General features: G+C 62.2%; 21 protein-coding genes. 12 read left to right on the top strand and 9 right to left on the bottom strand.

Going from position 1 to position 23,121, the window contains the following annotated elements; all coding sequences use genetic code 11:
- The first annotated feature begins 251 nt into the window (after positions 1-251).
- Positions 252-1,061 carry a M48 family metallopeptidase gene (locus WDO72_07890; GenBank protein ID MEJ0085586.1) on the top strand — a complete coding sequence of 270 codons (810 nt, stop codon included), beginning with the start codon at positions 252-254 and terminating at the stop codon, positions 1,059-1,061.
- Here WDO72_07890 and WDO72_07885 read toward each other — a convergent pair.
- From WDO72_07885 to WDO72_07865, 5 genes are all read right to left on the bottom strand, one after another.
- Positions 1,003-1,524: a response regulator gene (locus tag WDO72_07885; GenBank protein ID MEJ0085585.1), complete on the bottom strand. Its 522-nt coding sequence runs from the start codon at positions 1,522-1,524 to the stop codon at positions 1,003-1,005. The genes WDO72_07890 and WDO72_07885 overlap by 59 nt on opposite strands.
- A gap of 148 nt (positions 1,525-1,672) precedes the next feature.
- Positions 1,673-2,080, bottom strand: coding sequence for a hypothetical protein (locus WDO72_07880; GenBank protein MEJ0085584.1), 408 nt, complete (start codon positions 2,078-2,080; stop codon positions 1,673-1,675).
- A 70-nt stretch (positions 2,081-2,150) separates the two neighbouring features.
- A complete protein-coding gene (locus tag WDO72_07875) occupies positions 2,151-2,768 on the bottom strand; it encodes a response regulator (protein ID MEJ0085583.1) in 618 nt (205 codons plus the stop codon).
- Complete coding sequence (locus WDO72_07870) at positions 2,765-4,285, bottom strand: PAS domain S-box protein (protein ID MEJ0085582.1); 1,521 nt, start codon at positions 4,283-4,285, stop codon at positions 2,765-2,767. Before WDO72_07870 ends, WDO72_07875 begins: the two co-directional genes overlap by 4 nt.
- A 50-nt stretch (positions 4,286-4,335) precedes the next feature.
- Positions 4,336-4,611: a DUF2934 domain-containing protein gene (locus tag WDO72_07865; protein ID MEJ0085581.1), complete on the bottom strand. Its 276-nt coding sequence runs from the start codon at positions 4,609-4,611 to the stop codon at positions 4,336-4,338.
- A gap of 167 nt (positions 4,612-4,778) precedes the next feature.
- Here WDO72_07865 and WDO72_07860 point away from each other — a divergent pair, with 167 nt between their 5' ends.
- On the top strand, positions 4,779-5,231 hold the full coding sequence (locus WDO72_07860; GenBank protein MEJ0085580.1) for a CBS domain-containing protein: 453 nt from the start codon (positions 4,779-4,781) through the stop codon (positions 5,229-5,231).
- Positions 5,232-5,273: 42 nt separating this feature from the next.
- On the opposite strand, the gene WDO72_07855 is transcribed toward WDO72_07860, so the two are convergent.
- Genes WDO72_07855 through WDO72_07845 form a run of 3 tightly spaced genes read right to left on the bottom strand, consistent with a single transcriptional unit; the run spans position 5,274 to position 8,209 of the window.
- Positions 5,274-6,677 (bottom strand): patatin-like phospholipase family protein, encoded by a 1,404-nt coding sequence (locus WDO72_07855; protein ID MEJ0085579.1) that lies wholly within the window; start codon positions 6,675-6,677, stop codon positions 5,274-5,276.
- A gap of 25 nt (positions 6,678-6,702) precedes the next feature.
- Positions 6,703-7,152, bottom strand: a complete 450-nt coding sequence (locus tag WDO72_07850) for a GNAT family N-acetyltransferase (GenBank protein MEJ0085578.1) — start codon at positions 7,150-7,152, stop codon at positions 6,703-6,705.
- Between the two features lie 46 nt (positions 7,153-7,198).
- Positions 7,199-8,209: a threonine dehydratase gene (locus WDO72_07845; GenBank protein MEJ0085577.1), complete on the bottom strand. Its 1,011-nt coding sequence runs from the start codon at positions 8,207-8,209 to the stop codon at positions 7,199-7,201.
- A gap of 83 nt (positions 8,210-8,292) precedes the next feature.
- Between WDO72_07845 and WDO72_07840 the strand changes: the two genes are divergently transcribed.
- From WDO72_07840 to WDO72_07795, 10 genes are all read left to right on the top strand, one after another.
- The gene (locus WDO72_07840; GenBank protein MEJ0085576.1) at positions 8,293-9,702 is read left to right on the top strand and encodes a PLP-dependent aminotransferase family protein; all 1,410 of its coding nucleotides are present in this window, start codon (positions 8,293-8,295) and stop codon (positions 9,700-9,702) included.
- 69 nt (positions 9,703-9,771) lie between these two features.
- Positions 9,772-10,677 carry an SDR family NAD(P)-dependent oxidoreductase gene (locus WDO72_07835; protein MEJ0085575.1) on the top strand — a complete coding sequence of 302 codons (906 nt, stop codon included), beginning with the start codon at positions 9,772-9,774 and terminating at the stop codon, positions 10,675-10,677.
- Between the two features lie 67 nt (positions 10,678-10,744).
- Positions 10,745-11,992 carry an ABC transporter substrate-binding protein gene (locus WDO72_07830; protein MEJ0085574.1) on the top strand — a complete coding sequence of 416 codons (1,248 nt, stop codon included), beginning with the start codon at positions 10,745-10,747 and terminating at the stop codon, positions 11,990-11,992.
- Between the two features lie 31 nt (positions 11,993-12,023).
- Positions 12,024-13,046 (top strand): ABC transporter ATP-binding protein, encoded by a 1,023-nt coding sequence (locus tag WDO72_07825; protein MEJ0085573.1) that lies wholly within the window; start codon positions 12,024-12,026, stop codon positions 13,044-13,046.
- A complete protein-coding gene (locus WDO72_07820; protein ID MEJ0085572.1) occupies positions 13,043-13,954 on the top strand; it encodes an ABC transporter permease in 912 nt (303 codons plus the stop codon). The genes WDO72_07825 and WDO72_07820 overlap by 4 nt, the downstream gene beginning before the upstream one ends.
- 34 nt (positions 13,955-13,988) lie before the next feature.
- Positions 13,989-14,765 carry an ABC transporter permease gene (locus WDO72_07815; protein MEJ0085571.1) on the top strand — a complete coding sequence of 259 codons (777 nt, stop codon included), beginning with the start codon at positions 13,989-13,991 and terminating at the stop codon, positions 14,763-14,765.
- On the top strand, positions 14,743-16,167 hold the full coding sequence (locus tag WDO72_07810) for a gamma-aminobutyraldehyde dehydrogenase (GenBank protein ID MEJ0085570.1): 1,425 nt from the start codon (positions 14,743-14,745) through the stop codon (positions 16,165-16,167). Before WDO72_07815 ends, WDO72_07810 begins: the two co-directional genes overlap by 23 nt.
- A gap of 510 nt (positions 16,168-16,677) precedes the next feature.
- Positions 16,678-17,178, top strand: a complete 501-nt coding sequence (locus tag WDO72_07805; GenBank protein ID MEJ0085569.1) for a hypothetical protein — start codon at positions 16,678-16,680, stop codon at positions 17,176-17,178.
- Positions 17,179-17,353: 175 nt separating this feature from the next.
- The gene (locus WDO72_07800; protein MEJ0085568.1) at positions 17,354-22,030 is read left to right on the top strand and encodes an RHS repeat-associated core domain-containing protein; all 4,677 of its coding nucleotides are present in this window, start codon (positions 17,354-17,356) and stop codon (positions 22,028-22,030) included.
- 18 nt (positions 22,031-22,048) lie between these two features.
- Complete coding sequence (locus WDO72_07795; GenBank protein ID MEJ0085567.1) at positions 22,049-22,492, top strand: hypothetical protein; 444 nt, start codon at positions 22,049-22,051, stop codon at positions 22,490-22,492.
- 323 nt (positions 22,493-22,815) lie between these two features.
- Here the strand turns inward: WDO72_07795 and WDO72_07790 are convergent, their stop codons facing one another.
- Positions 22,816-23,034 (bottom strand): hypothetical protein, encoded by a 219-nt coding sequence (locus tag WDO72_07790; GenBank protein ID MEJ0085566.1) that lies wholly within the window; start codon positions 23,032-23,034, stop codon positions 22,816-22,818.
- Between the last annotated feature and the right edge of the window lie 87 nt (positions 23,035-23,121).

The following is a 23,121-nucleotide window of genomic DNA, read 5'->3' as shown; positions in this document are numbered from 1 at the left end:
AAGGGCGCTTGTGTGATTCACGCGACACTTTCGTGAGCGGTAAACCCTGGTCGAATACATGGAAATAATGACACCGGGCGCAGTTCCCCGGTCCCGGCGCCATGTCCCGCGCATTGGGTCACGCTTTCCGGGCCTCGCCGCGGATGAGGCTGGCAGTAGGAATGAGCTTATACAAGACGCGCAGAACTCCTAACTATGCACGCGCCCGGAATCCGCTATCGGGTGGCGGCGCAAGCGACGACATTACCTTCATGAGAACCAGGCTGTTCATCGTTGCGGCGACCGGCGCGCTGCTGCTCGCCAGCGGTTGCGAAACCGTGCGGACCACGAACGCCGGCGCCGTGGGCGTCGATCGCAAACAGCAGATGCTCGTGTCGACCGAAACCGTGGAGCAGGGCGCCGCCGAGGCGTATGCGGCGGAACTCAAGGCTGCGCGCGAAAAAGGCGTGCTCAACACGGATCAGGCGCAGCTCGCACGCGTGACCACGATCTCCAGACGCCTGGTGGCGGTGACGCCGGCATTTCGCAAAGACGCCACGGCGTGGAACTGGCAGTTCAATCTGCAGAAGACCAAGGAGCTCAACGCCTATTGCATGCCGGGCGGACGCATCATGGTTTATTCCGGGCTCATCGATCAGCTCGATCTGTCCGATGCCGAGATCGCCACCGTGCTCGGACATGAAATCGCACACGCGCTGCGCGAACACACGCGCGAAAGGGTGTCGCGTGCGTACGCTCAACAGCTGGTGTTGTCGGGCGCCGCGGCGGTCGCGGGCGTGAGCGACGCGACCGCGAACATGGCCAACATGGTGGCCGAGGTCACTTTCCAGCTGCCGTTCAGCCGCGAACAGGAATCCGAGGCGGACGACATCGGGCTCGAACTGATGGCGCGCGCCGGCTACGACCCGAACGCCGCCATCTCGCTGTGGAACAAGATGAGCGCCGCGGAGGCTTCCGGAACGCCCAAATTCCTCAGCACCCACCCGGCTCCGAAAGAGCGCATCAAGGATATTCAGAAGAATCTGCCGCGCGTGTTGCCTCTGTACGCGAAGCGTAATTGAACTGCCGCTCGCCTGGTGGCGTCACGGCCGCGATGGCGCGCCGGAATGCCACCAGCGGCGGCAGGGCCGCGAGGAAGAGTTCCGGGTCGAGCGGCTTGCGCGCCAGCCACACCGGCGCCTCCGACAGCCACGGCACCTCGGCGTTGGCCGGATCTCCCGTCAGGATGATCGTCGGCACCGCATGGCCTAACAACCTGGCGAATTCCTCGGCCACTTCCGTGCCGGTCATGCCGTCACCCAGGTGGTAGTCGACGATCAGCACGTCGAGGCGGCCGCGCAACGATTCCACCTGCGCGAGGGCCTGCATGGCGGACGCCGCCTCGCGCGTCTCGAATCCGGCGATACGCATCAGCAGCGCGGTGGAGCGGCGCAAATCCTCGTCGTCCTCCACGTGCAGGATCAGTCCGCGAGCGGCGGGCGTCGGCAGTTGGAGCGGCAGGATGGCAGCGAGTTGGGCAGACATGACACGCTCCGCGGGGCGTTTGTGCGACCAATCTGTCGGACGAGTCTTTGCGCGCGCGCATCGCCCGTCAATACGGACGACTCCTACGGCGCGAAGTTCTGATCGGCGCGGAACGTTATGGAAATTTAATGTCCGTGCTGCGACGCGATCATTGCACCGCGCGCGACACTTTCTGACAGAGGACAGCGTACGAAGGCGGAATCTCGATCACCGCAGTGGCGCCGCGCCGCATCGCGGCGACTGCTTCGGCCACATCGTCGGGATCGGTGATCACGAAAATCGGCAGGTTGCGTTGCAATTCGCGCGCCTCCTGCAGGAACTCGCCGACCCGTTCTTCACGCAGGTCGTCCGCAATCACGAGGCAGCCGGCATCGGCGGAGCCGGCCTGCGCCAGCGCCGACTCGAGCGAAGCAGGCCAGACGACATTGGTGAACCCGCGCAGTGCACGCAGCACTTCACGTGTGCGTTGTGAGGATTGTCCGGCAACAATGATGGTGCGCACGCGGTCCCGGCCGTCGTGTGCTTTGGCGCTGTCTTTGTCATCCGGCTCGACCATCGGGCGCGAAGTTTTGCACCCCGCCGGCGGCTGTTGAATACGTATTTTCTCGTGTGTCGGGCACGCGACCTTATTGCGGCGGCGCCACAGCCATCATCATGCGCACCAGCTCGGCCAGCGAACCGGCTTCCATTTTTTGCATGACGTGCGCGCGATGTATTTCCACGGTGCGCTGGCTCACGCCCAGGTCTCCGGCCACCATCTTGTTTGCCTTGCCCCGCGTCACGAGATCGAGCACTTCGCGTTCGCGCGGGCTGAGCGACGCCAGCCGGTCGCGGATCCGGTCGGTTTGCCTGAGGCGCGCGCGATATTCCGTGTCGCGCTGCAGTGCGCGCTGCACCCGGTCGAGCAGCTCCTGGTCGCGGAATGGTTTCTGCAGGAAATCGAAGGCGCCGTGTTGCATCGCCTCGACGGCCATCGGTATGTCGCCGTGCCCGGTGATGAAGATCACCGGGATGGTCGCACCACGCACGTTGAGCTCGTGTTGCATCTCGAGCCCGCTCATGCCGGGCATGCGTACGTCCAGCACCAGGCAGCCGGGCTGCGCGGTGTCGTAGTTAGACAGGAAGTCCTGCGCCGAGGGTGCCACCTCGGCGGACAGGCCCGCCGACTTCAGCAACAGCCGCAGCGAATTGCGGACCGCGTCGTCGTCATCCACCACGAATACGGTTTGCGGAAGTTCTTTCATCGCGGGGACTCCTGGTGCGCCGGAAGGACGAAAAAGAAGCAGGCGCCTCGCGGCTGGTTGGCGCGATAGTCCAGCCGTGCGTCGTGCGACTTGATGATGGAACGGCTGATGGCGAGCCCGAGGCCAGTGCCGGTCGCCTTGGTCGTGAAAAACGGTTCGAAGATCTTCTGCGCGACATCGCCCGCGAGACCAGGCCCGAGATCGCTGACCGAGACCTCGACATCGCCCCCGTTGGTGAGGCGCGTCGTGATGAGCACTTCGAACGCGTTGGTTCCGGAAACGGTGTGATTCGCCTCGTACCCCTGTGCCTCGAATGCGTTGTGCACGAGATTCATGAGCACCTGCTGGATTTGTACCCCATCCACCGTCACTTTCGGCAGCGACTGCGACAGGTCGAGCGCCAGGCGTCCGTCGTGCACACGTGCGTCGCTCGCCAGCAACGCGTGCACCTCGCGTATCAGGTCGTTGATGTCCTGCGTTTCGCGGCGTACGTCCTCATTGCGCACCAGCGAACGGATGCGGCGGATGATCTCGCCGGCGCGCAACGCCTGCAGGGAAATCTGTTCGATCGCCTCCGCCACCTCCGGCATGTCGGGCGCAGGCATGCGCAAAAGCCGGGTGCACGCCTGCGAGTAGTTGGCGATGGCGGCGAGCGGCTGGTTGAGTTCGTGGGAGATGCCGGCCGCCATTTCGCCCATGGTCGCCAGGCGCGAAACGCTGTTCATGCGTTCCAGCGCCTTGTGCGCTTCGCTTTCCGCGTGCCGCTGGTCGGTGATGTCCTCACCCGAAAGCATGATGCCGGTCGCGATGCCGTCGGAATCGTGCAGCGCGACGCCGCGCCAGGTGATCAGCCGATGTTCGCCGTCGGAAGCGCGCACGTGATACTCGAAGCTCTGGGGCTCATCGTTTGCGCTCATCAGCAACGCCCGAAGCGCCGCGCGCGCCAGCGCGCGATCGTCCGGCGCCACGCATGTATCGATCCAGTTGCGATTCATGATTTCGGCGCCGGTTCTCTTCAGTACCCGAAAGGCGCGCTGATTGACCAGCTGCATGATGCCGCCGCGATCGGTGGCGACGAGCATTACCTGGGCCAGATCGAGATACAGCCGGTTGAGCTGGCGCTCGCGATCGAGCGTCGCGAGCGCCTTGCGGCGCAGGTGCGTGTCATGCAGGAAGCCGACGAACTGCGGCGGATCGGAATGGGGAATGCGGCCGACACTGAGGAAGACGGAGAATTCGGTGCCATCGCGATGCCGGACCCACACGTCTCGACCCCTGCCGAGGATCCTGGTCTGGCCGTCGGCCAGATGACGCTTGAGGTGGTCGTCGTGCTGCAGCCGGTCGGTCGTGGTCATCAGCATGCTGACGTTGCGGCCGATCGCATCGGCGGCCCGATAGCCGAACATCGCCTCGGCCGAGGCGTTGTAGGCCTGAATGCGGCCACGATCGTCCATGATCACGACCGCATCGAACGTCGCCTCGAGGAGGGCGAGTACGTCGGGTGTCGGCGCGGTCATGCCGCGCGAAGATACTCCTTGCGCGAGCCGGCGGTGAAGCGGGTAACTGGTTAGTTGAGGTCCGCGGCGCTGCGCATGAGCTTCGCGTCGACCTCGGCCTCGGCGGCGAGCCAGTCTTCCGTTTCGTGGCCCGGCGCGAAGCCGCGCTTCTCAGCGCGGTAGTAAGCGGCCTTCGCGATCAAGGCCGCGCGCTGCCCGGGCCCGACGAAACTGGCGGGAGCATTCGGGGATTTGGCCTTTTTTGCCGCGGGCACGACGCCTGCCGCGGTCTTGCGCGGGGCGCGCTTCTTGATCGTCACGGTTGGTGGAGTTTTTTCGCGTGCCATCGTTGCGTCTCCTCGGGGTTTGTATGAGCGAATCTTCCGCAGCGACGATGAGCATCGCTTTCAGGAACAGGGACATGCGCAATTATCCCTATTGATAATGTTGAATATGCGCCGTCTTATTGAACGCAGGCTGAAATTTTTTCATGCGTTGGAAAAGGGGAGTCGAGATGAACGCCTACGAGCTCTGCCAGCGTCACGTGGTCACCGTGCGCCGGCATGAGGATCTAGCCACTGCCGCGCGGATGATGCGCGAGAGAAATGTGGGTTGCCTGGTCGTGGTGGAGGCGGGCGCGAGCGGCGGCGAAAAGCCCATCGGCATGCTGACCGATCGCGACATCGTCACCAATGTGATCGCGCGCGATACGGATCCGCGCAGTCTGATGGTCGACGACGTCATGACCCGCCTTCCGGTGGTGGTGTGGGCGAGCGCCTCGCTGGAAGATGCGCTGCAACGCATGCGCAGCGGCGGCGTACGGCGCGTGCCGGTCATCGACGACCGCGGGCGTCTCGCGGGTATCCTGGCTCTCGACGACATCTTCGAATACATGGCGCAACACGTGCCCGTCGCCGCGACACCCATGCGCCGCGAGGCACGCCTCGAAAAGGCGATGCATCCGTGAGCCACCGCGCTCAAAGAGCGCTTGAGGCCTGTCTGCGCCCGCTTACTTGCGGTGCGCGTTGCCCTCGCGGGCCGTTTCCTCGAGAAATCGGCGCATCTCGGGCGACTCTTCCACCAGCAGGCGTGCGGCGCGGCGCAACCGGATGATCTGTTCCGACGACAATGTGAACGCCGTCGGGACCCGGTCCAGGTATTCACGCTCCTGCGGCTCCTTGACGCGATCAAAACTGAGTTCGACCAGGTCGACGTCGAATTTGTCGCAGTCGGGAATCGCCAGCGCGACCTTGCAGCGCGTATTGCGCACTTCCTTTTCCCAGCGCCCGACCCGCTGGCGCATGAGGTTCATCGTCTCGAAGCTGTAGCGGTTGAAGGTGACGCTGACCACCGCATCCATGACCTTCTTGATGCCGAGCGGCCTGGGCGTCTTGGCGAACTTCGGATCGAAGCCGGTCCGCGCGTCCACCACGATGAACAACATGCGGCGCGCGCGCGAATAGCCGTTGCGGCGCAACGCGTCCGTGACACTTTCGCCGAGCGCAACTTCATCGAGGATGGCGCGCGCGCCCAGGTTGTCGGCCAACGCGCCGTCGGCGAGATGCAGGTAGGGGTAGTTCTTGCTGTCTAGATAGGAGAGCAGCCGCTCGGCCCGCTCGCGCCGGTAGACGTCCTCTTCCCCGGCCGCCTCGGGGCCGACCGAATCCGGCGGGACGTAGCCGCACTGGCCGGCGAACGTGCGCATCACCAGCGGCGCAAAGTAGATGGGCGTATCGGCCGAGGCGAACACCGCGCGGGCGACCGGCACACTCTTCGGGTCGACACACACGCCGTTCATCTGCTCGCGCGTGAATGCGAACGGTTTCGCGCGCACCAGGTCGGTGGCGGTGACGATGACACGCGGCGAACGCGTCATGAGGTCGTAGACGGTCGCGTTGCGGAACAGTTCTTCGTCGAAGTATTCGACTTCCAGATCGCTGCGGCTCACCAGTGGCTTGGCAAGCCGCGGCCAGTTGACCGGCGCGAGCACCTTGCGCCACAGGTCTTTCTCGGTGTCGTGATTGAGGAAACGCGGCGCGTAACTCTCGAAGGTCTCCTTGCCGAACAGCGAGTAGTAAGCCGCGGTGAAGGCGCCGCCCGAAACCGCCGAGATGAGATCGACCTCGTCGAGCAGCGAGTGCTGCTCGCCGTCGGGCGTGATCACGTTGATGTCACGCAGTGCTTCGAGCACGCCGTAGGAGAAGGCGGCCGCGCGTTTGCCGCCGCCGGAGAACGTGACCACCACGAACAGCTTGTCGGAGTTCGCCTCGACTCCGGGCGCCATGATGGGCGCGGTCAGCGGGATGATTTCCTTGAGCGCTTCTTCGCGTTTCGGTGCGCTGAAGCAGGCCGTGAGCGAGGCGGCTGCGGCAGCGGCAAGCGTTGCGGACCGCACGAGACGGTGCATTTTCATGCGCCGCAGTATACGGGTCGCGGCTTCAGCCAGCCTTGGTGGATACCTTGCCGGCGTAGATGTCGGGCCTGACGATTTCCATCAGATTGCCAGCCGCGCCGGCAACCACGAAGCCGTTCTGCCGATACAGCCCGTGCGCGTCGCGCGTGGCCAGCATCACGCGGCGCGCGCCCGAGAGGGCGGGGTGCGCCATCACCTCGCGCATCATCCATTTCGACAGTCCGCGGCCGCGATGCTCCTCGAGCACGTAGACATCGCAGAGATAGGCGAACGTTGCGTAGTCCGTGACGACGCGGGTGAAGCCGACCTGCGCGCCGCCGGCGTTTTCAAACAGGCCGAAACACAGCGAGTGGCTCACCGCGCGCGCGACGATTTTGAGCGGAATACCCGGCGACCAGTAGGAAGGGACGAGGTAAGCGTGGATGGCGTGCAGGTCGAGCCGCGCGCGGTCGGTGGATATTTCGTAGCCGTCCATGTCAATCGACCGTGCCGAACGGCAGGTTGGCGATGTCCACGGCTGGCTAGTACTTGCCGGCGAGCACGTCGGCGAACACATTCGTGTCGACGTTGCCGCCGGTCAGCGCGATGCCGACCTGTTTGCCCTGGAGCGTTTCGCGCTCGCGCCACGCCGCCGCGTATGCCGCGGCTCCCGCGCCTTCGGCCACGTTGTGGGTCTTCGCGAAGAGGTCGCGCATGGCGGCGGCGAGTTCGCTGTCGGTCACTTCGACGATGCGGCTGACATTGGCAAGAATGATCGCGAGCGCGTCGGCATCGGCCTTGCGGCAGGCCATGCCATCACCGAGGCGGGTCTCGACCGGCGCTTCGACCACCGTGCGCGCCGCGAAGGATTTCGCATAGGTGCGCGCATGGGCCGACACCACGCCGACGATCTGCGTACGCGGTGAAAATGCATTACGCGCGGCGGCCGCGGCGCACACACCCGACCCCATGCCGATGGGTACGTAGACGACGTCGAGGCCGGGCGCGGCGGCGAACAATTCCGCCCAGTAGCTGGTCACGCCGAGCACGATGTCGGGGTGGAACGAGGGCACCGTATGCAGGCCGTCGCGTGCGCCGATGCGCAAGGCTTCTTCGCGGCACTCCTGGAAATCCTGGCCGTGTTCGATCAGCTGGACGCCGAGCGCGCGCATGGCGGCATTCTTCTCCACGCTGTTGCCGTGCGGCACGAGCACCGTGGCGGGTAGTTTGAAGCTGCGCGCCGTGAGACCGACCGCCTGCCCGTGATTGCCGCGCGTCGCCGTGATGACGCCCCGGCAGCCGGGTTCGCGCTCCATGAGCCGCTGAAAATAGGTGGCGACGCTGCGCGCCTTGAATGCGCCGATCGGCGTGTGGTTCTCATGTTTGATCCACACTTGCGTGCCGAACGCCGCCGCGACCTGCGGCCAGACGTATTGCGGCGTTGGCGGCGCGATCGTGCGCACCACCTGCATCGCGGCCTCGATGGCGGCGCGGTCGGGCAGGGTGACCGGCGGGTAGTTCGGCGTGGCGGCCGGTGCGTTTACGGCATTCATGGGCATGGAAATATACGCCACGCCCCAGTACAGTTGCAGTACAGTTTTATCCCCAACCCGCCTTCACTGGCCCGCTCTTCTATATGTCGCTCCAGCAGACCAAGCAGGACCACCGCCTGCCCGCCCAGCTCGCCGCGCGGTTCGCGCAGCGCATCGAAAACCACGCGCTGCGGCCCGGCACGCGCCTGCCGTCGATCCGCGACTGCGCGGAAGAATCGCGCGTCAGCCGCTCAACCGTGGTCGAGGCCTACGACCGGCTGATCGCCGCCGGCCTGATCGAATCGCGCCGCGGCTCGGGTTTCTACGTGCGTATGCGCGCCAGCAAACCATCGCAGCGCCGCGCCGTCGCGCATACGTTGCCCGGCACGGTGCTCGATGTGAGCTGGCTGCTGCGCGCGCAGCGACGTCAGTCTCCGGGCAGCGAGCAGCCCGGCGCGGGATTGCTGCCGGAGAACTGGCTCGATCACGAGTTGGTGTCCGCGGCCGTGCGCAGTGTCGGGCGCAGCCGCGGTTCGTGGCTGCTCAAGTACGGCTCCGTCGAGGGCTATCTACCGCTGCGCGAGGCGTTGTCCACGCGCCTGGCGTTGAACGGCATCGCCGTGTCGCCGGAGCAGCTCATCACCACCGCCGGTGCCACGGAGGCCATCGATCTGGTGGCGCGCCGCTTCCTCGCGCCGGGCGACACGGTGTTCGTCGAAGATCCGGCCTGGTTCGTGATGTTCGCGCGCTTCGCCGCGTTCGGCGCGCGCATTGTCGGTGTGCCGCGCGGGGCCGACGGTCCCGATCTCGCCGCGCTCGAGAGCCTGCTGGCGCGCGAGAAGCCCAAGCTCTTCATCATGAATTCGGTGCTGCACAACCCCACGGGTTCCTGCCTCACCGCGGCCAACGCGGCGCGCGTGCTGGAGCTCGCCGCGCGCCACGACTTCATGATTCTCGAAGACGACATCTACGGCGACCTCTCGGGCCGTCACGCCGTGCGGCTCGCCGCGCTCGACGACGGGCGGCGCGTCATCTACGTCGGGGGGTTCTCGAAAACGCTCGCGGCGAGCCTGCGCGTCGGCTTCGTCGCGGCGCACCCGGCGCTGGCGCGCGAGCTGCGCGACATCAAGGCACTGACGGGTCTCTCTTCACCGGAGCTGTGTGAACGCGTGGTCACGCGGGTCATCGTCGAGCGCAGTTATGAACGCATGCTCGAAGCGGTACGCGTCAAGCTCGATGAGTGCCGCACGCGCACGTACGAGGCCATCGTGCGCATGGGTGCCAAGGTCGCGGGACCGCCGCCCGGCGGCATGTACCTGTGGGCGGATTTCGGGCGCGATACCAACGAGCTGGCTACGGCCGGTAGCCGCGAGGGCATCCTGCTCGCGCCCGGTAGCCTCTTTTCCCCGACGCAATTGCCGACCACCTGGATGCGCGTGGCCGCCGCGACCTGCCTCAACGAGGCTGCGATGAAGTTCCTGGCTCGCTCGATGCAGCCAAAGCGCGGACCATGACGCGGCTTCTTTCACTGTGGGTTGAATGGCGCGGTGGCCCCCGCCGCATTCTTCGCGAACGGAGGCACCATGAAAGATCTCGCGGGCAAGGTGGCATTCATCACGGGCGGCGGCAGCGGGGTCGCGCTGGGCCAGGCCAAGGCGTTCTCCGCGGCGGGCATGAAGGTCGCGATTGCGGATATTCGTCGCGATCACCTCGACCAGGCGCTGGACTGGTTCAAGTCGAAGAATGCGCCGGTCGTCGGCATCGAACTCGACATCACCGACCGCAAGGCGTTCGCCGCCGCGGCGGATGAGGCCGAGCAGAAGCTAGGTCCCGTGCAGTTGCTGTGCAACACCGCGGGCGTCAGCCAGTTTGGCCCGGTGCAGAAGGCCACCTACGAGGATTGGGACTGGCAGATGTCGGTGAACCTGGGTGGCGTCATCAATGGCGTGCAGACCTTCGTGCCACGCATGATCGAACGCGGGCAGCCCGCGCACATCGTCAACACGGCTTCGATGGCCGGGTTCCTGCCCATCGGCGGCGCGACTATCTACTGCACCACGAAGTTCGCCGTGCGCGGTTTCTCCGAGTGCCTGCAGCAGGATCTCGCGCCGGCCGGCATCGGCGTGTCGGTGTTGTGCCCCGGCGCGGTCAACACCAACATTCATGAAGCCGTGCTCACGCGCCCCAAACACCTGGCCAACACCGGCTACTACGGCGCCGACCCCATGGTCATGAAGGGGCTGAAGGAAGTCATCGCGCCGGGCTACGACCCGGTGGAGCTCGGTGAAATCGTGGTGCGCGCGGTGCAGGCCAACCAGCTGTACGTCATTCCATACGCCGAGTTCAGAACTCCCATGCAGGAACGCCTCAATATGGCGCTTGCGGTGATTCCCGATCCCAAAGATGACCCAGGAATGGCCGCGCGCGAGGCCGCGATGAATAAGCGTCGCGCGGAGCGCGCAGCGGAAGCGCAAAAGAGCCGCAGCTGAGCCTAGAATAGCCCGCAAAGCCGGCGGGCCCATGGGCGGGCACGTCGCATACAAAAAGGGGCTCGCCATGTTCTCCCGATCCGTCCAACGGTCTCTGTTAGTCATGTTCTGCAGCGCCGCATTGACGCTCGCAGCCTGCTCGAAGAAGGAAGATGACGCGGCGAAGAAAGACGCCGCCGCGATGCCATCGACCGCGCTCGAAGGCGCGCTCGACATCGTCGCCTGGCCTGGCTACATCGAACGCGGCGAATCCGACAAGGCTTACGACTGGGTGACGCAGTTCGAAGCGGACACGGGTTGCAAGGTCACCGTGAAGACCGCCAACACCTCCGACGAAATGGTCGCATTGCTCACGAGCGGCGGGCAGCAGCCCAGCCCTTCGGGCGACGGCTCGTGGCCGCCGGCCGGCAACGCGCCTTACGATCTCGTTACCGCATCGGGTGATGCTTCGCTGCGCCTCATTCGCGGCGGCACGGTGATGCCGGTATCGCTCGAGCGTATTCCGGGCTACGCGAATGTCGATCCGCGCCTGCAGGAAGCGGCCTGGCACTTCGTCGACGGCAAACACTACGGCGTGCCCTACCAGTGGGGCCCGAACGTGTTGATGTACAACACCAAGACCTTCAAGAAGCCGCCGACCTCCTGGTCGGTGGTGTTCGAGCCGCAGAAGCTGCCGGACGGCAAACCCAACAAGGGGCGCGTGCAGGCGTACGACGGTCCTATCTACATCGCGGACGCCGCGTTGTACCTGATGGCCAAGAAGCCCGAGCTCGGCATCAAGGATCCGTACGAGCTCAACGAGACCTCCTATGCGGAGGCGCTGAAACTGCTGCGCGGCCAGCATCCGCTGATCCAGAAGTACTGGCATGACGCCAACGCGCAGGTGCAGGACTTCACCAACGAGGGCGTGGTGGCTTCCGGCTCCTGGCCGTTCCAGGCGAACACGCTGATCGCGAACAAGCAGAACATTGCCACAGTGGTGCCGGAGGAAGGCGCGACGGGTTGGGCCGACACGACCATGCTGGCCGTCGGCGCCAAACATCCGAACTGCGCCTACAAGTGGCTCGAGTGGTCCATCTCGCCGAAGGTGCAGGGCGACGTCGCCGCGTGGTTCGGCTCGAACCCGACGGTGCCGAAGGCCTGCGAAGGCAATGAGCTGTTGGGCGCGGAAGGTTGCAAGACCAACGGCATCGAGAACTTCGAGAAGATCAAGTTCTGGCGCACGCCGGAGGCGAAGTGCGCGTCGCACGTCGAAGGCTGCGTGCCTTACAACCGCTGGGTCACGGACTACGTGGCGGTGATCGGCGGACAGTAAGCGCGGCTTACCACCTCACCCGGTCCGGCGCATGACGGCGGCCATCGAGTTCCGCGAGGTCTCGCGCGTCTTCGGCGACGTGCGCGCAGTCGACGATGTGTCGTTCGCGATCGAGCCGGGTGAGTTCTTCGCGATGCTCGGGCCGTCGGGCTCCGGGAAGACTTCCTGCCTGCGGCTGGTGGCGGGCTTCGATTCGCCCGACCGCGGCCAGGTGTTGCTCGACGGCAGCGATGTGTCGTCGGTGCCGCCGTACGACCGCGACGTCAACACGGTGTTCCAGGATTACGCGCTGTTCCCGCACATGAACGTGTTGCAGAACGTCGCGTACGGGCCGCGCGTGCGCGGCGTGTCGCTGGTCGATCGCGAGAAACGCGCCCGCGAGATGCTCGAGCTGGTGCAGCTCGGCGCGCAGGGCGAGCGGCGCCCCGCGCAGTTGTCAGGCGGGCAGCGCCAGCGTGTGGCGCTGGCGCGCGCGTTGATCAATCAACCCAAGGTATTGCTGCTCGACGAACCGCTCGGCGCGCTGGATCTCAAGCTGCGCGAAGAGATGCAGATCGAGTTGAAGGAGCTGCAGCGCCGCCTCGGCATCACGTTTGTCTACGTGACGCACGACCAGGGCGAGGCGCTGTCGATGGCCGACCGCGTCGCGGTATTCAACAAGGGCAAGATCGAACAGCTGGCCGCGCCGCGCGAATTGTATTCACGCCCGGCGACGGCGTTCGTCGCACGTTTCGTCGGCAGCGCCAACGTGGCGGGAGCCGCGCTCGCACAATCCATCACCGGCGCGGCCACGCCGTTCGCGATCCGCGCGGAGAATCTCGTGGTGACTGCGGAGCATGCTTCGACGCCGCCCACCTGCGTCGGCACGCCGGGCTCTGTAGTGGCCGTGCAGTATCACGGCGCCGCGAGCCGCTGGCAGGTCAAGCTCGATGCGGGCGACGTGTGGAGCGCGCTCGTCACCGAGGAGGACGCGCGCGATCTCGCGGGGCTCGCCGTGGGAGCGCGCGTCAAACTATCCTGGCCGCGAGACGCGGCAGTACCGCTCTCGTCATGAGCGTGCGCGCGGCGTCGACGTTCTTCTACCGACGCCCCAACTGGTATCTCGCGCTGCTGCTGGTGCCGCCGCTGCTGTGGTTCGGCACGGTGTACCTGGGGTCGCTGTTCGCACTGCTGGCCCAGAGCTTCTACAAGATCGACGATTTCACCGCGCAGATCGTGCGCGAGCCGACCCTGGCTACCTACAAACAGGTGGTCACGCAGCGCGCCAACATCGACATCGTGCTGCGCACGCTCGGCATGGCGGTCGCGGTGACCATCGCCTGCGCGATCATCGCGCTGCCCATCGCTACGTACATGGCGCGTTACGCGCGCGGGCGCATGAAGGCGTTCTTCTACGTCGGCGTGATGTTGCCGATGTGGACCAGCTATCTAGTGAAGGTATATGCCTGGCGCCTGTTGCTCGCGAAGGAGGGCATCATCGCCTGGGTGTTCGGCAAGCTCGGATTGCTCGGCTTGCTGGAGACCGCGCTCGAAGCACCCGGTATCGGCGGACCGTCGCTGTCGTCGTCGTATATCGGCATGTTCATCGTGTTCGTGTACATGTGGCTACCGTTCATGATTTTGCCGATGGCCGCGGCGCTCGAGCGGGTGCCGGGATCCTTGCTGCAGGCCTCCGCGGATCTGGGCGCGCGGCCCGCGCAGACGTTCCGCAATGTCGTTTTGCCCTTGGCCGTGCCTGGCATCGCCGCGGGCTCGGTATTCACGTTCTCGTTGACGCTCGGCGACTACATCATCCCGAGCGTGGTCGGCGCGCCGGGTTATTTCATCGGCATGATGGTGTACGTGCAGCAGGGCACGGCGGGCAACATTCCGCTGGCAGCCGCATTCTCCGTGGTGCCGATCGTGCTGATCTTCGCCTATCTATCCATCGCCAAGCGCTTTGGGGCCTTTGATGCCCTTTAAGCGAAGCTACCGTCCCGATCGGCCCTCCTGGCTCATGCGCATCGGCGCGTTCGGTGGCCTCGTGTTCATGCACGTGCCGGTGTTCATCATCATCCTGTACGCGTTCACGACCGAGGACCGTACGTACCAGTTCCCGCCGCCCGGGCTCACGTTGCACTGGTTCGGGAAGGCCTTCGCGCGCGCGGATATCTGGTCGAGCCTGTCGCTGTCGCTGGCCGTCGCGGCCTGCGCCACGGCGATAGCTATGGTGCTCGGCACGCTGGCGGCCTTCGCGCTGGCGCGCGCCCGGTTTCCGGGAAAGGATTCGCTGACGGTGTTGTTGGTCTTGCCGATCGCGCTGCCCGGCATCGTTACCGGCATTGCGTTGTTAGCCGCCATGAAGCTGGCCAACCTCGACGCGTCGTTCGTGACCATCGTGATGGGCCACGCCACGTTCTGCACGGTGATCGTCTACAACAACGTGATCGCGCGCCTGCGACGCCTGCCGGCCAACTGGGTGGAAGCTTCGATGGACTTGGGCGCCCACGGCCTGCAGACGCTGCGGTATGTGTTGCTGCCACAGGTGGCGACAGCCTTCCTCGCCGGTGGCATGCTCGCCTTCGCGTTGTCGTTCGATGAAATCATCGTGACGATCTTCACGGCGGGCAAGGAACGCACGTTGCCGATCTGGTTCTTCAACGAGCTGTTCCGGCCGCGCGACCGGCCCATCACCAACGTGGTGGCGGTCATCGTGATCGCGGTGACGCTGATTCCGATCCTGCTGGCTTACTACTTCACGAGGCCTGACGATGAACACGAAACTGCTCGTTAACGGCAAGCTGGTCAAAGGCAAGGGCGAGGAGCTCGGCGTGCTCGACCCGGCCACGGGCAAGATGATCGCGCAGGTGGCCGAGGCGTCGGAGGAGCAGATCGGCGCGGCCGTGAAAGCGGCCGCGAAGGCGTTTCCCGGCTGGGCCGGCACGGTGCCGAAGGATCGCGGCGCCCTGCTCATGAAACTCGCCGACCGCATCGAGGCCGAGGCGATGGAGTTCGCGAAGCTCGAATCCACGAACTGCGGCAAGCCGCTGAACGCCGCGTTGAACGACGAAATTCCGGCGATCGCCGATGTGTTCCGCTTCTTCGCGGGTGCGGCGCGGGTGCTCAGCGGTTCGGTCGCCGGCGAATACCTGCCTGGTTTCACCAGCATGATCCGCCGCGATCCGATCGGCGTGATCGCGTCGATCGCGCCCTGGAACTATCCACTGATGATGGCCGCCTGGAAGATGGGCCCCGCGCTCGCGGCCGGCAACAGCATTGCATTGAAGCCATCCGAGCAGACCCCGCTGACCGCGCTCAAGCTGGCGACGATCTGCGCGGAGCTGTTTCCGCCCGGCGTGGTGAACATCGTCTGCGGACGGGGCAATACCGTCGGCGCGCCGCTGGTGGCGCAGCCCGAGGTCGCGATGATCTCGCTGACCGGATCGATGGCGAGCGGCGAGAAAGTGCTCGCAGCCGCGGTGAACGGCACGAAACGCACGCACCTCGAACTGGGCGGCAAGGCGCCGGTCATCGTGTTCGACGACGCGGATCTCGAATCCGTCGTGAGCGGCGTACGCACTTTCGGTTTCTACAATGCCGGGCAGGATTGCACCGCTGCGTGCCGCATCTACGCCGGGCCGAAGATCTACGACAAACTGGTGGCTGATCTCTCCAGCGCCGCGAGCAGCATCAAGGTGGGCATGCAGGAGGAGGAGGGCGTCGAGATGGGCCCGCTGATCACCGCCAAACAACGTTCGCGCGTATCGGGATTCGTGCAGCGCGCCGTAGAGAAACGGCATATCGAAGTCACCGCGGGTGGCAAACAGAAATCCGGCGGCGGATTCTTCTACGAACCCACCGTCATCGCGGGCGCCAGGCAAACCGACGAGATTGTGCAGAAGGAAGTGTTCGGGCCGGTCGTCAGCGTCACGCGCTTCAAGGATGAGGATCAGGCCATCGAGTGGGCGAACGATTCCGACTACGGGCTGGCGTCGTCCGTGTGGACGAAAGACGTCGGCAAGGCGATGAAGGTCGCCGCCAAGCTGCAATACGGCTGCACGTGGATCAACACGCATTTTATGCTGGTGAGCGAGATGCCGCACGGCGGCATGAAGCGCTCAGGTTATGGCAAGGACCTGAGCGTCTACGCGCTCGAGGACTACACGGCTGTGCGGCACGTGATGGTCAAGTTTTAATCGGGCCGTCTACCTAGCACAATTGATCTTCTGGGATCAGTGTGGAGTCGACAGGGCGCCCACCTGACGTTCGCTATTCAGGTCTATCTTCAGATCCCAAGCTTTCCGCGCTTATTTCGGATGGCGGAGAACTTTTTGGCAATATGTCCCTTGATTCGAAGCGGGATATATCGCCATGCATTGGCGCCTTCCGCAGCGTCGGGTTCGGATTGAACGCGGCGATACCAATGCTGAAATATTCGTTAATGGCGATCACGCTGCCAATGATCTGCTGAAGCTCTAGTTAGCCGGCAGTTTGACGAAAATCGGATCGAGCCCTCCGCGTAGGAAAACTTTGCTCCTAAGCGATCCTTCGAATCAGGGACTTATCACCCCGCCTCGTCTTCAGCAAGCTACTACTACTATGTAGGGACACGCTTCCGTCGGTCGCGAACGAGGTCATTCATCGTTTTGCAATTAGTCGGGTGGCAGACTGCCCTCCAGAGTCGTCTTGGCTTGGAGGGTTGCCTAGTGAGCCGCTTTATCGCCTGTCTTTTAGCTATATCGGCAGGGTCAGTCGTAGCGCAGTCTTCTCCGGACTCGGCACTCCAAGTTGACTCTCCTCGTGCGTCGATCGCGACTCTCATTCAAGTCAGCAAACGAAATGCCGCGGGCAAGATCGAAGAATTTACTGATGCGCGCGGACGGCGCCATGCAGTGACCTACGATGGTGCTAGCCAAGTTCAGGCAGTTCGGAAAAGCGCCGATCGAGTCTACTTCGATGACTTGCTTATCGTGACGCATGCGGATGATGGTCGCCTGGTCATCATTCGGTTTGGAGATGGCAATATTTGGCTGTTTAGTTATGCCGTCGACGGCATTCAGCAAGTGCAGGATCGATACGGCAATCTAGTTACACGCAAGGTGGAGCAGGATGGTTCGTCAATACTGCTAGATGAGGCGGACGCTACCCACTCGATGGCAGCAAATGTGGCCAAGCTAGATCGTCTCCTTTCCGCGTTAGACAACTAGGAAGGTCGACTCAAGCAAGCGTTGCCAGGGAAGCCATTCCGGACCAGTGCATTTGTTTTGTGGACCGCAGTTGAAGACCACGAAGCGATTCGCCTGCTTTGTTGTATTTGCCTCGTCGCTGTTCCTCGCATGGCCACACTTTGCCGAAGCAATCAATAGAGACTAGGGAGAGACAGTGATTCGATTCAAACCACTGGTGCGAATTGCGCTGTTCCTGGCTGCGATCATGCTTGGGCCGCCCTCATTTTCTGCTTGCAAACCTGACAGCATGTATCTAGGAAAATGGAACTGGGTATACACCACCGGCCCAGGATCCTGGAATTGGGCTTCTTGCCAAAATCTCTCGGCAACGGCGATGAGTGCATGCTGGACACCAATCATGCTCAGCGCCTTTTGCGGACCTGGCTATCACTGCAAGGCAAATCCGCTTCAGTGCACACAGGTATACATGGATAGATGCGTCGAACTAGGTCAAAACGCCGTCGGCTTTCGCGATTCTGACGGCGGCTTTTGTTGCAACAGCACTTGGGAAGTTGCCGGTCGTGCAACGGAACCTTACGACGATAACTGCGGGCCGTATGTAACCATAAAGCCTCCGCCGGAAGCGCAGTGCGGCGAGGATTGCAATAGTCTTGGAGATCCGATCAATCCAGCAAATGGCGGTGTATTCGCTGAAGAGAAGGACATCGCTGGCCCTGTTCCTTTCGAGCGATATTTCAACAGCGCAAGTTCCGCAACGAGCCGTATGAGCGCCGGCTGGACGCATAGCTACAGCCGGAAGGTCACCCGTCTGCGCAACGCTGGCCGCTACCGGCCATATGCGGCCGGTGGCGGCAACTCGTCTTCTTATTCAAATGAATCGGATGCATGCACGGCTGGGTTCGCGGAAATTCGATCGCAAGTCCCTGAATGGGTGACGGCGACGGCGACCTTCTCCGGTGGCAGTTGCAACGTGTCATCTGGCGGCGGTGGCACGATTGGCACGGTTTCGATGCTATACAGCGTCCCGCCACTCGAAGAGCCGACCGCAACGACAGTCGGCTTTTCCGTCAGTCGAGATGACGGCCGCGTCATCCGCTTTCCCGTGGATGGATCCACGCCGCAAGGCATAAAGCTGATGTTGTCACTAACTGTCGGTGGTTTCACGATCATCGACGAAAACGACAACGTCGAATCATACAACTCTGACGGACAGCTGACTGCGATCACCAGCCGTGCTGGTGTCGTCCTGACAATGGGCTACGACGCTTTCGGCAAACTTACATCCGTCACTGACAGCTACGGACACGCCATAACACTCGGCTACGACGCGAAGAGCCGAGTGGCGACCGCTACTGGGTCCGCCTCTCAGATTTTTCAGTACGGTTACGACGTCGCAGACCGTTTCGCCTCGGTCACCGCGCCGGATAGCACTACAAAGACATACCTCTACGAGAATGTCGCGTTCCCGAATGCACTCACTGCCGTCAAAGATGAGAACAACAGCGTCCTGTCGACTTGGACGTATGATGCCGAAGGACGCGCAACTCATACCGAAGAAAATGGCGGTGCCAGCGCGGTAACGCTCGTCTACAACACCGATGTAAGCGTGACGGTTACTGATGCGTTGGGCGCGGTGCGCACTTTTACGTATGAGCGCCATGGCGATCTCAATCTTGTGGGCAGTATTACCGGATCCCAGTGCCCAACTTGCCGAGAAGGCGCGGCGACGACATACGATACCGCCGGGTTCGTAAGCAGTCGCCGGGACTACAACGGCAACTTAATCTGCTATGAAAATGATGCCCGCGGCCTCGTATTGGTACGGGTCGAAGGCTATGCACCGGGCATCTCGGCGTGCCCGGTCAGTCTATCTACCTACACACCGGCCCCCGGCACGCGCCAACGCAAGATTACCACCGCCTGGCATACGACCCTCCACCTACCGATTTCGATCACCGAACTGAATCGCACGACGACTTTCACGCACGACGCCACCGGAAACGTGATCACCCGTATTGTGACGGACACTTCCGTCACGCCCCACGTCTCGCGCACTTCGACCTACACTTACGATGCTTTCGGTCGCGTACTGACCGAGAACGGTCCGCGCACCGACAGCACAGACCTCACTACTTACACTTATTACACCTGCTCCAGTGGCTACCAGTGCGGACAACTCAACTCCGTTACCGATGCCGCCGGCCATTTGACGACCTACAACTTGTACAACACGCACGGCCGACCTACGCAGATCACAGACCCGAACGGCCTCGTGATAAGTCTCGCCTACGATTTGCGCCAGCGGATTACCGATCGATGCATAGGCTCCATCCTGCCGGGATGCTCCGGCGGCGAGCTCACGCGTCTCGACTACTGGTCCACTGGGTTGCTGAAGAAGGTCACCAATCCCGACGGGAGTTACATTGAGTACACCTACGACAGTGCACATCGCCTTACTCAGATCAATGACGGAGCGCTCAACAAGATCGTCTACACACTCGACAATATGGGAAACCGCACCGCGGAGAACACATACGACCCGAGCAATATGCTCAAGCGCACCCACACCCAGGTGTTCAACACGCTGAACCAGCTATTGAAGGACGTGAACGCGGCGGGCACCGCCAACGTGACCACCGTGTTCGGCTACGACAACAACGGCAACCAGATCTCGGTCAATGCACCGCTCGCTCGCAACAGTTCGAGCCTTTACGACGAACTGAATCGTCTCAAGCAGATCACCGATTCAAACTCCGGCATCACGCAGTTCGGTTACGACGCGAACGACAACCTGACTTCGGTCGCTGATCCCCTCGGCCTTGTTACTACATACCTACCCAACGGCTTTGGGGAAGATGTAACAATCAACTCGCCGGATACCGGGTTGACGACGAACACATACGACAGCGCTGGCAACCTCAAGACGTCGCTTGATTCACGCGGCGCGCTGAGCACCAACACATACGATGCCCTCAATCGACTTACGCTCGCTCAGTACACAGGAGGTTCCTATCCAGCCATACCTGTTTCGCGAAGCTACATTTATGATTCTTGTCTCAATGGCAAGGGGCAACTTTGTCAGATGACCGATCCGGCCGGGACGACATCCTGGACATACGATACACGCGGCCGCGCGGCAACCAAGGCGCAAACTTTCACCTATGCGTTTTCGCCTTACACAAAGACCTATCAAGTTCATTACGGATACAACGCAGCCGGCCAGCTTGACTCGATGACTTATCCGTCCGGGATGGTGGTGAACTATTCGTATTCCAACGGGCGGATCTCAAGCATCACGGCCACAGTTGGTGGAGCGCTTCAGGCAGTTTTATCAAATGCCACTTATGAACCCTTCGGCTCGATCAAAGGCTGGACTTGGGGAAATGGATCGGCAGCGTCGCGCACTTCAGACACTGACGGTCGAATTAGCGGCATCAACTCGCCTGGAATGTCGCTTGCGTATCAGTATGACGACGCGTCCCGAGTTACTGCCATCACGGACCAGCTCGACTCTTCCAATAGCTGGTCGTACAGTTACGACGGACTCGATCGACTAACAAATCAGTCGAAATCTGGCTGGAGCGCTAGCTATCAGTACGACGCCAACGGGAATCGGACGACGGAGTCAGGAAGTTTCTACGCCACTCCTCACACGTACGTCTACGACTCTCCACGCACCAGCAATCGACTGTCGAAAGTAATGGGTGTACTTACCGGGTCCGGTGGCGCATATAGCACTCAGCTAAGCGAGTACTATTACGACGCGCGCGGCAATAGCAGCCTTGGGCCGTATGTATATCCGTACTTTGACGCGGCGAATCGACTCTACGCGCGCGGGGGTGCACGTATATTCATCAATGGACTCGGGCAGCGCATTCGCCGTGAATATGCTGGTGAGAGGCATTGGACGTACGATGAAGCGGGACATGTTCTCGGGCAGTACGACTACCTCATGCAGTATTTGCCCGCTTCTTACAACACCACGCCCATGGAAACGATTTGGCTTGGGGACTTGCCAGTCGCCGTTGTCTACCAACAATTCGCTGGCGAGTTTGACCCCAACGACGGCTGGTACGTCGTTGGACTCACGCCGCCGAAGCTGCTGTATGTGCAGGCGGATCAACTCGGGACCCCAAAACTTCTCACAAAGCCTTCTGACAACACTGTCGCGTGGCGCTGGGATCCTGATGCCTTTGGCGCCGGGTGGGTAGGCGGCGAACTTGAATTTTCACAGCGATTTCCGGGGCAGATTCAAGACCCGGACTCGAATACGTTCTACAACTACTTCAGAGACTACGATCCGGCGAACGGCAGGTACGGAGAATCAGATCCGATCGGACTGCATGGTGGTGTGAACACCTACGCATACGCGCTCGGTAGGCCGACCAGTCTCTTCGACTCACGTGGCCTGGATGTCGACGTTATCATCAACAACAACGCCGGGATAACGGGGACGCACGCAGGTCTTTACATCAACACCCAAGGCCGGATTTTGTATGATCCAGGCGGTAGTTATCGAAATGACATCAAGGGTTCGATGAATGTTCTTGATGGTGCCGATGCGAATCTGAGCGACTACATCAAGTTTCAGCAGACGGACGGGAGTAACGTAGAGATATTCCAATTTCCGCTTACTTCTGAACAAGATCGGCAGATCCTCAAGAACATCGAAGATCACGAGCGCTGTGATCCCGGCGATTGTTCGAAATGTGTTTCGGATGTGCTTCGCGGCGTGGGCCCGTTCAAGAATCTAGGTGAATATCGTTTCCCATCAAATTTGGCAAACAAGCTTCGGCAGTTGCAGCAATCAGGTGGTGGCCAAAACCCTGCCGATCTCTCATCGCCGTATTTGGCACCGTCAGGGTATTAGGACTCAGAGGCTACAGTCGTGATTGACCCACCTCGCGTGCGTGTCTTAGCAATCGGGATCGTTGCACTAGTGGTATATGCCGCTATCTACCATGAAGCTCTCGATAGACACTTGCAGGGTCACGGCCTTGCATTCTTTGCTGGCCTGGGTGCGGTGATCTTGCTCAGTGGTTCGTACTTTGCTCCGCAAAGACAAATCGTCTGGCTCTTTTGGGGGACGATTTCTCCCGTTCTTGCATCTGCAGTTGGATACGTGATGGTGAAAAGCGTCCTCTATTTTCAATACGGTGATTTGGGGGCCAACATCTCATTTGGTTCGAGGGTGCTAGTCGCGCTTGGCTTCCCCTATTTCGCTTGCAGTGTTTGGACGTTGTCAGTTGCACTGCCGCTCATAGGAATGACTAGCCAGTACTTGCTGCCGGCTGCCGATCGTGCCGCACCCCCGAAGGACGCCAAGCTATGAGTTGCTGCCCGCGGTAGCGCAAGAGACATGACTTGCGCGATGCGTTTACGAGCGATGGAGCTAGGAAGGGAAGCCTCGCGGCGGCCGTTGTTTAACAGAGGGTGCGGGCCCCGGTGTCGCTTTACCTGCTACGCAGGATAGCCTCGCTTGCTTTTGTAGCCCATTTTGGCCCAAACGCGAGCGGCCAGAGGGCACGTTGTGCCACAAGAGCCGCCGCGAGGCTATCCTGCATCACCTCGAAAACGGTGCGGAAAAATGACGCGCCTTAGCGCGGCAGCATTGTGTAATCCCCTCGTTTTCGCGGACCGTTCAGAAGTGGGGGGTTAGGTTGATTTTGCCATCAAGCTCAGCTGTTCCAACCAAGCGGCGACGGCGAAGCCCGGAAACGAACGCCGCACCGCCAATGACATTGCATATCTCGTCGGCTGATCGATGGTCGTAAGCACGCGCAGTCTTCTGCCGTCAACGGTGCGATCATGCACGAAGGCCAACGTCCAATGCTGGTTCGGACGTGTGACGATCGTGAGCAGCAGACGAACCAAGCTCCTGAAACGCTTGTGATGCTAGTCCCGCAAACTCAAGCGTTCCAGGGCATACAGCCGATGCACGCGTTTGTCGTTCACCGTCCA

Source organism: Pseudomonadota bacterium (assembly GCA_037200975.1).
Taxonomy (GTDB): domain Bacteria; phylum Pseudomonadota; class Gammaproteobacteria; order Steroidobacterales; family Steroidobacteraceae; genus CADEED01.
The sequence above is the reverse complement of the archived record's forward strand: the minus strand, read 5'-3'. Positions and strand labels throughout refer to the sequence as shown.

What these genes read in the sequence shown, in the direction of transcription:
- WDO72_07835 (MEJ0085575.1), top strand. Translation starts at nt 9,772, where the DNA reads ATGAAAGATCTCGCGGGCAAGGTGGCATTCATCACGGGCGGCGGCAGC.
- WDO72_07830 (MEJ0085574.1), top strand. Translation starts at nt 10,745, where the DNA reads ATGTTCTCCCGATCCGTCCAACGGTCTCTGTTAGTCATGTTCTGCAGC.
- WDO72_07825 (MEJ0085573.1), top strand. Translation starts at nt 12,024, where the DNA reads ATGACGGCGGCCATCGAGTTCCGCGAGGTCTCGCGCGTCTTCGGCGAC.
- WDO72_07860 (MEJ0085580.1), top strand. Translation starts at nt 4,779, where the DNA reads ATGAACGCCTACGAGCTCTGCCAGCGTCACGTGGTCACCGTGCGCCGG.
- WDO72_07875 (MEJ0085583.1), bottom strand. Translation starts at nt 2,768, where the DNA reads ATGAAAGAACTTCCGCAAACCGTATTCGTGGTGGATGACGACGACGCG.
- WDO72_07855 (MEJ0085579.1), bottom strand. Translation starts at nt 6,677, where the DNA reads ATGAAAATGCACCGTCTCGTGCGGTCCGCAACGCTTGCCGCTGCCGCA.
- WDO72_07815 (MEJ0085571.1), top strand. Translation starts at nt 13,989, where the DNA reads ATGCGCATCGGCGCGTTCGGTGGCCTCGTGTTCATGCACGTGCCGGTG.
- WDO72_07865 (MEJ0085581.1), bottom strand. Translation starts at nt 4,611, where the DNA reads ATGGCACGCGAAAAAACTCCACCAACCGTGACGATCAAGAAGCGCGCC.
- WDO72_07840 (MEJ0085576.1), top strand. Translation starts at nt 8,293, where the DNA reads ATGTCGCTCCAGCAGACCAAGCAGGACCACCGCCTGCCCGCCCAGCTC.
- WDO72_07850 (MEJ0085578.1), bottom strand. Translation starts at nt 7,152, where the DNA reads ATGGACGGCTACGAAATATCCACCGACCGCGCGCGGCTCGACCTGCAC.
- WDO72_07880 (MEJ0085584.1), bottom strand. Translation starts at nt 2,080, where the DNA reads ATGGTCGAGCCGGATGACAAAGACAGCGCCAAAGCACACGACGGCCGG.
- WDO72_07890 (MEJ0085586.1), top strand. Translation starts at nt 252, where the DNA reads ATGAGAACCAGGCTGTTCATCGTTGCGGCGACCGGCGCGCTGCTGCTC.
- WDO72_07820 (MEJ0085572.1), top strand. Translation starts at nt 13,043, where the DNA reads ATGAGCGTGCGCGCGGCGTCGACGTTCTTCTACCGACGCCCCAACTGG.
- WDO72_07885 (MEJ0085585.1), bottom strand. Translation starts at nt 1,524, where the DNA reads ATGTCTGCCCAACTCGCTGCCATCCTGCCGCTCCAACTGCCGACGCCC.
- WDO72_07870 (MEJ0085582.1), bottom strand. Translation starts at nt 4,285, where the DNA reads ATGACCGCGCCGACACCCGACGTACTCGCCCTCCTCGAGGCGACGTTC.
- WDO72_07845 (MEJ0085577.1), bottom strand. Translation starts at nt 8,209, where the DNA reads ATGAATGCCGTAAACGCACCGGCCGCCACGCCGAACTACCCGCCGGTC.
- WDO72_07810 (MEJ0085570.1), top strand. Translation starts at nt 14,743, where the DNA reads ATGAACACGAAACTGCTCGTTAACGGCAAGCTGGTCAAAGGCAAGGGC.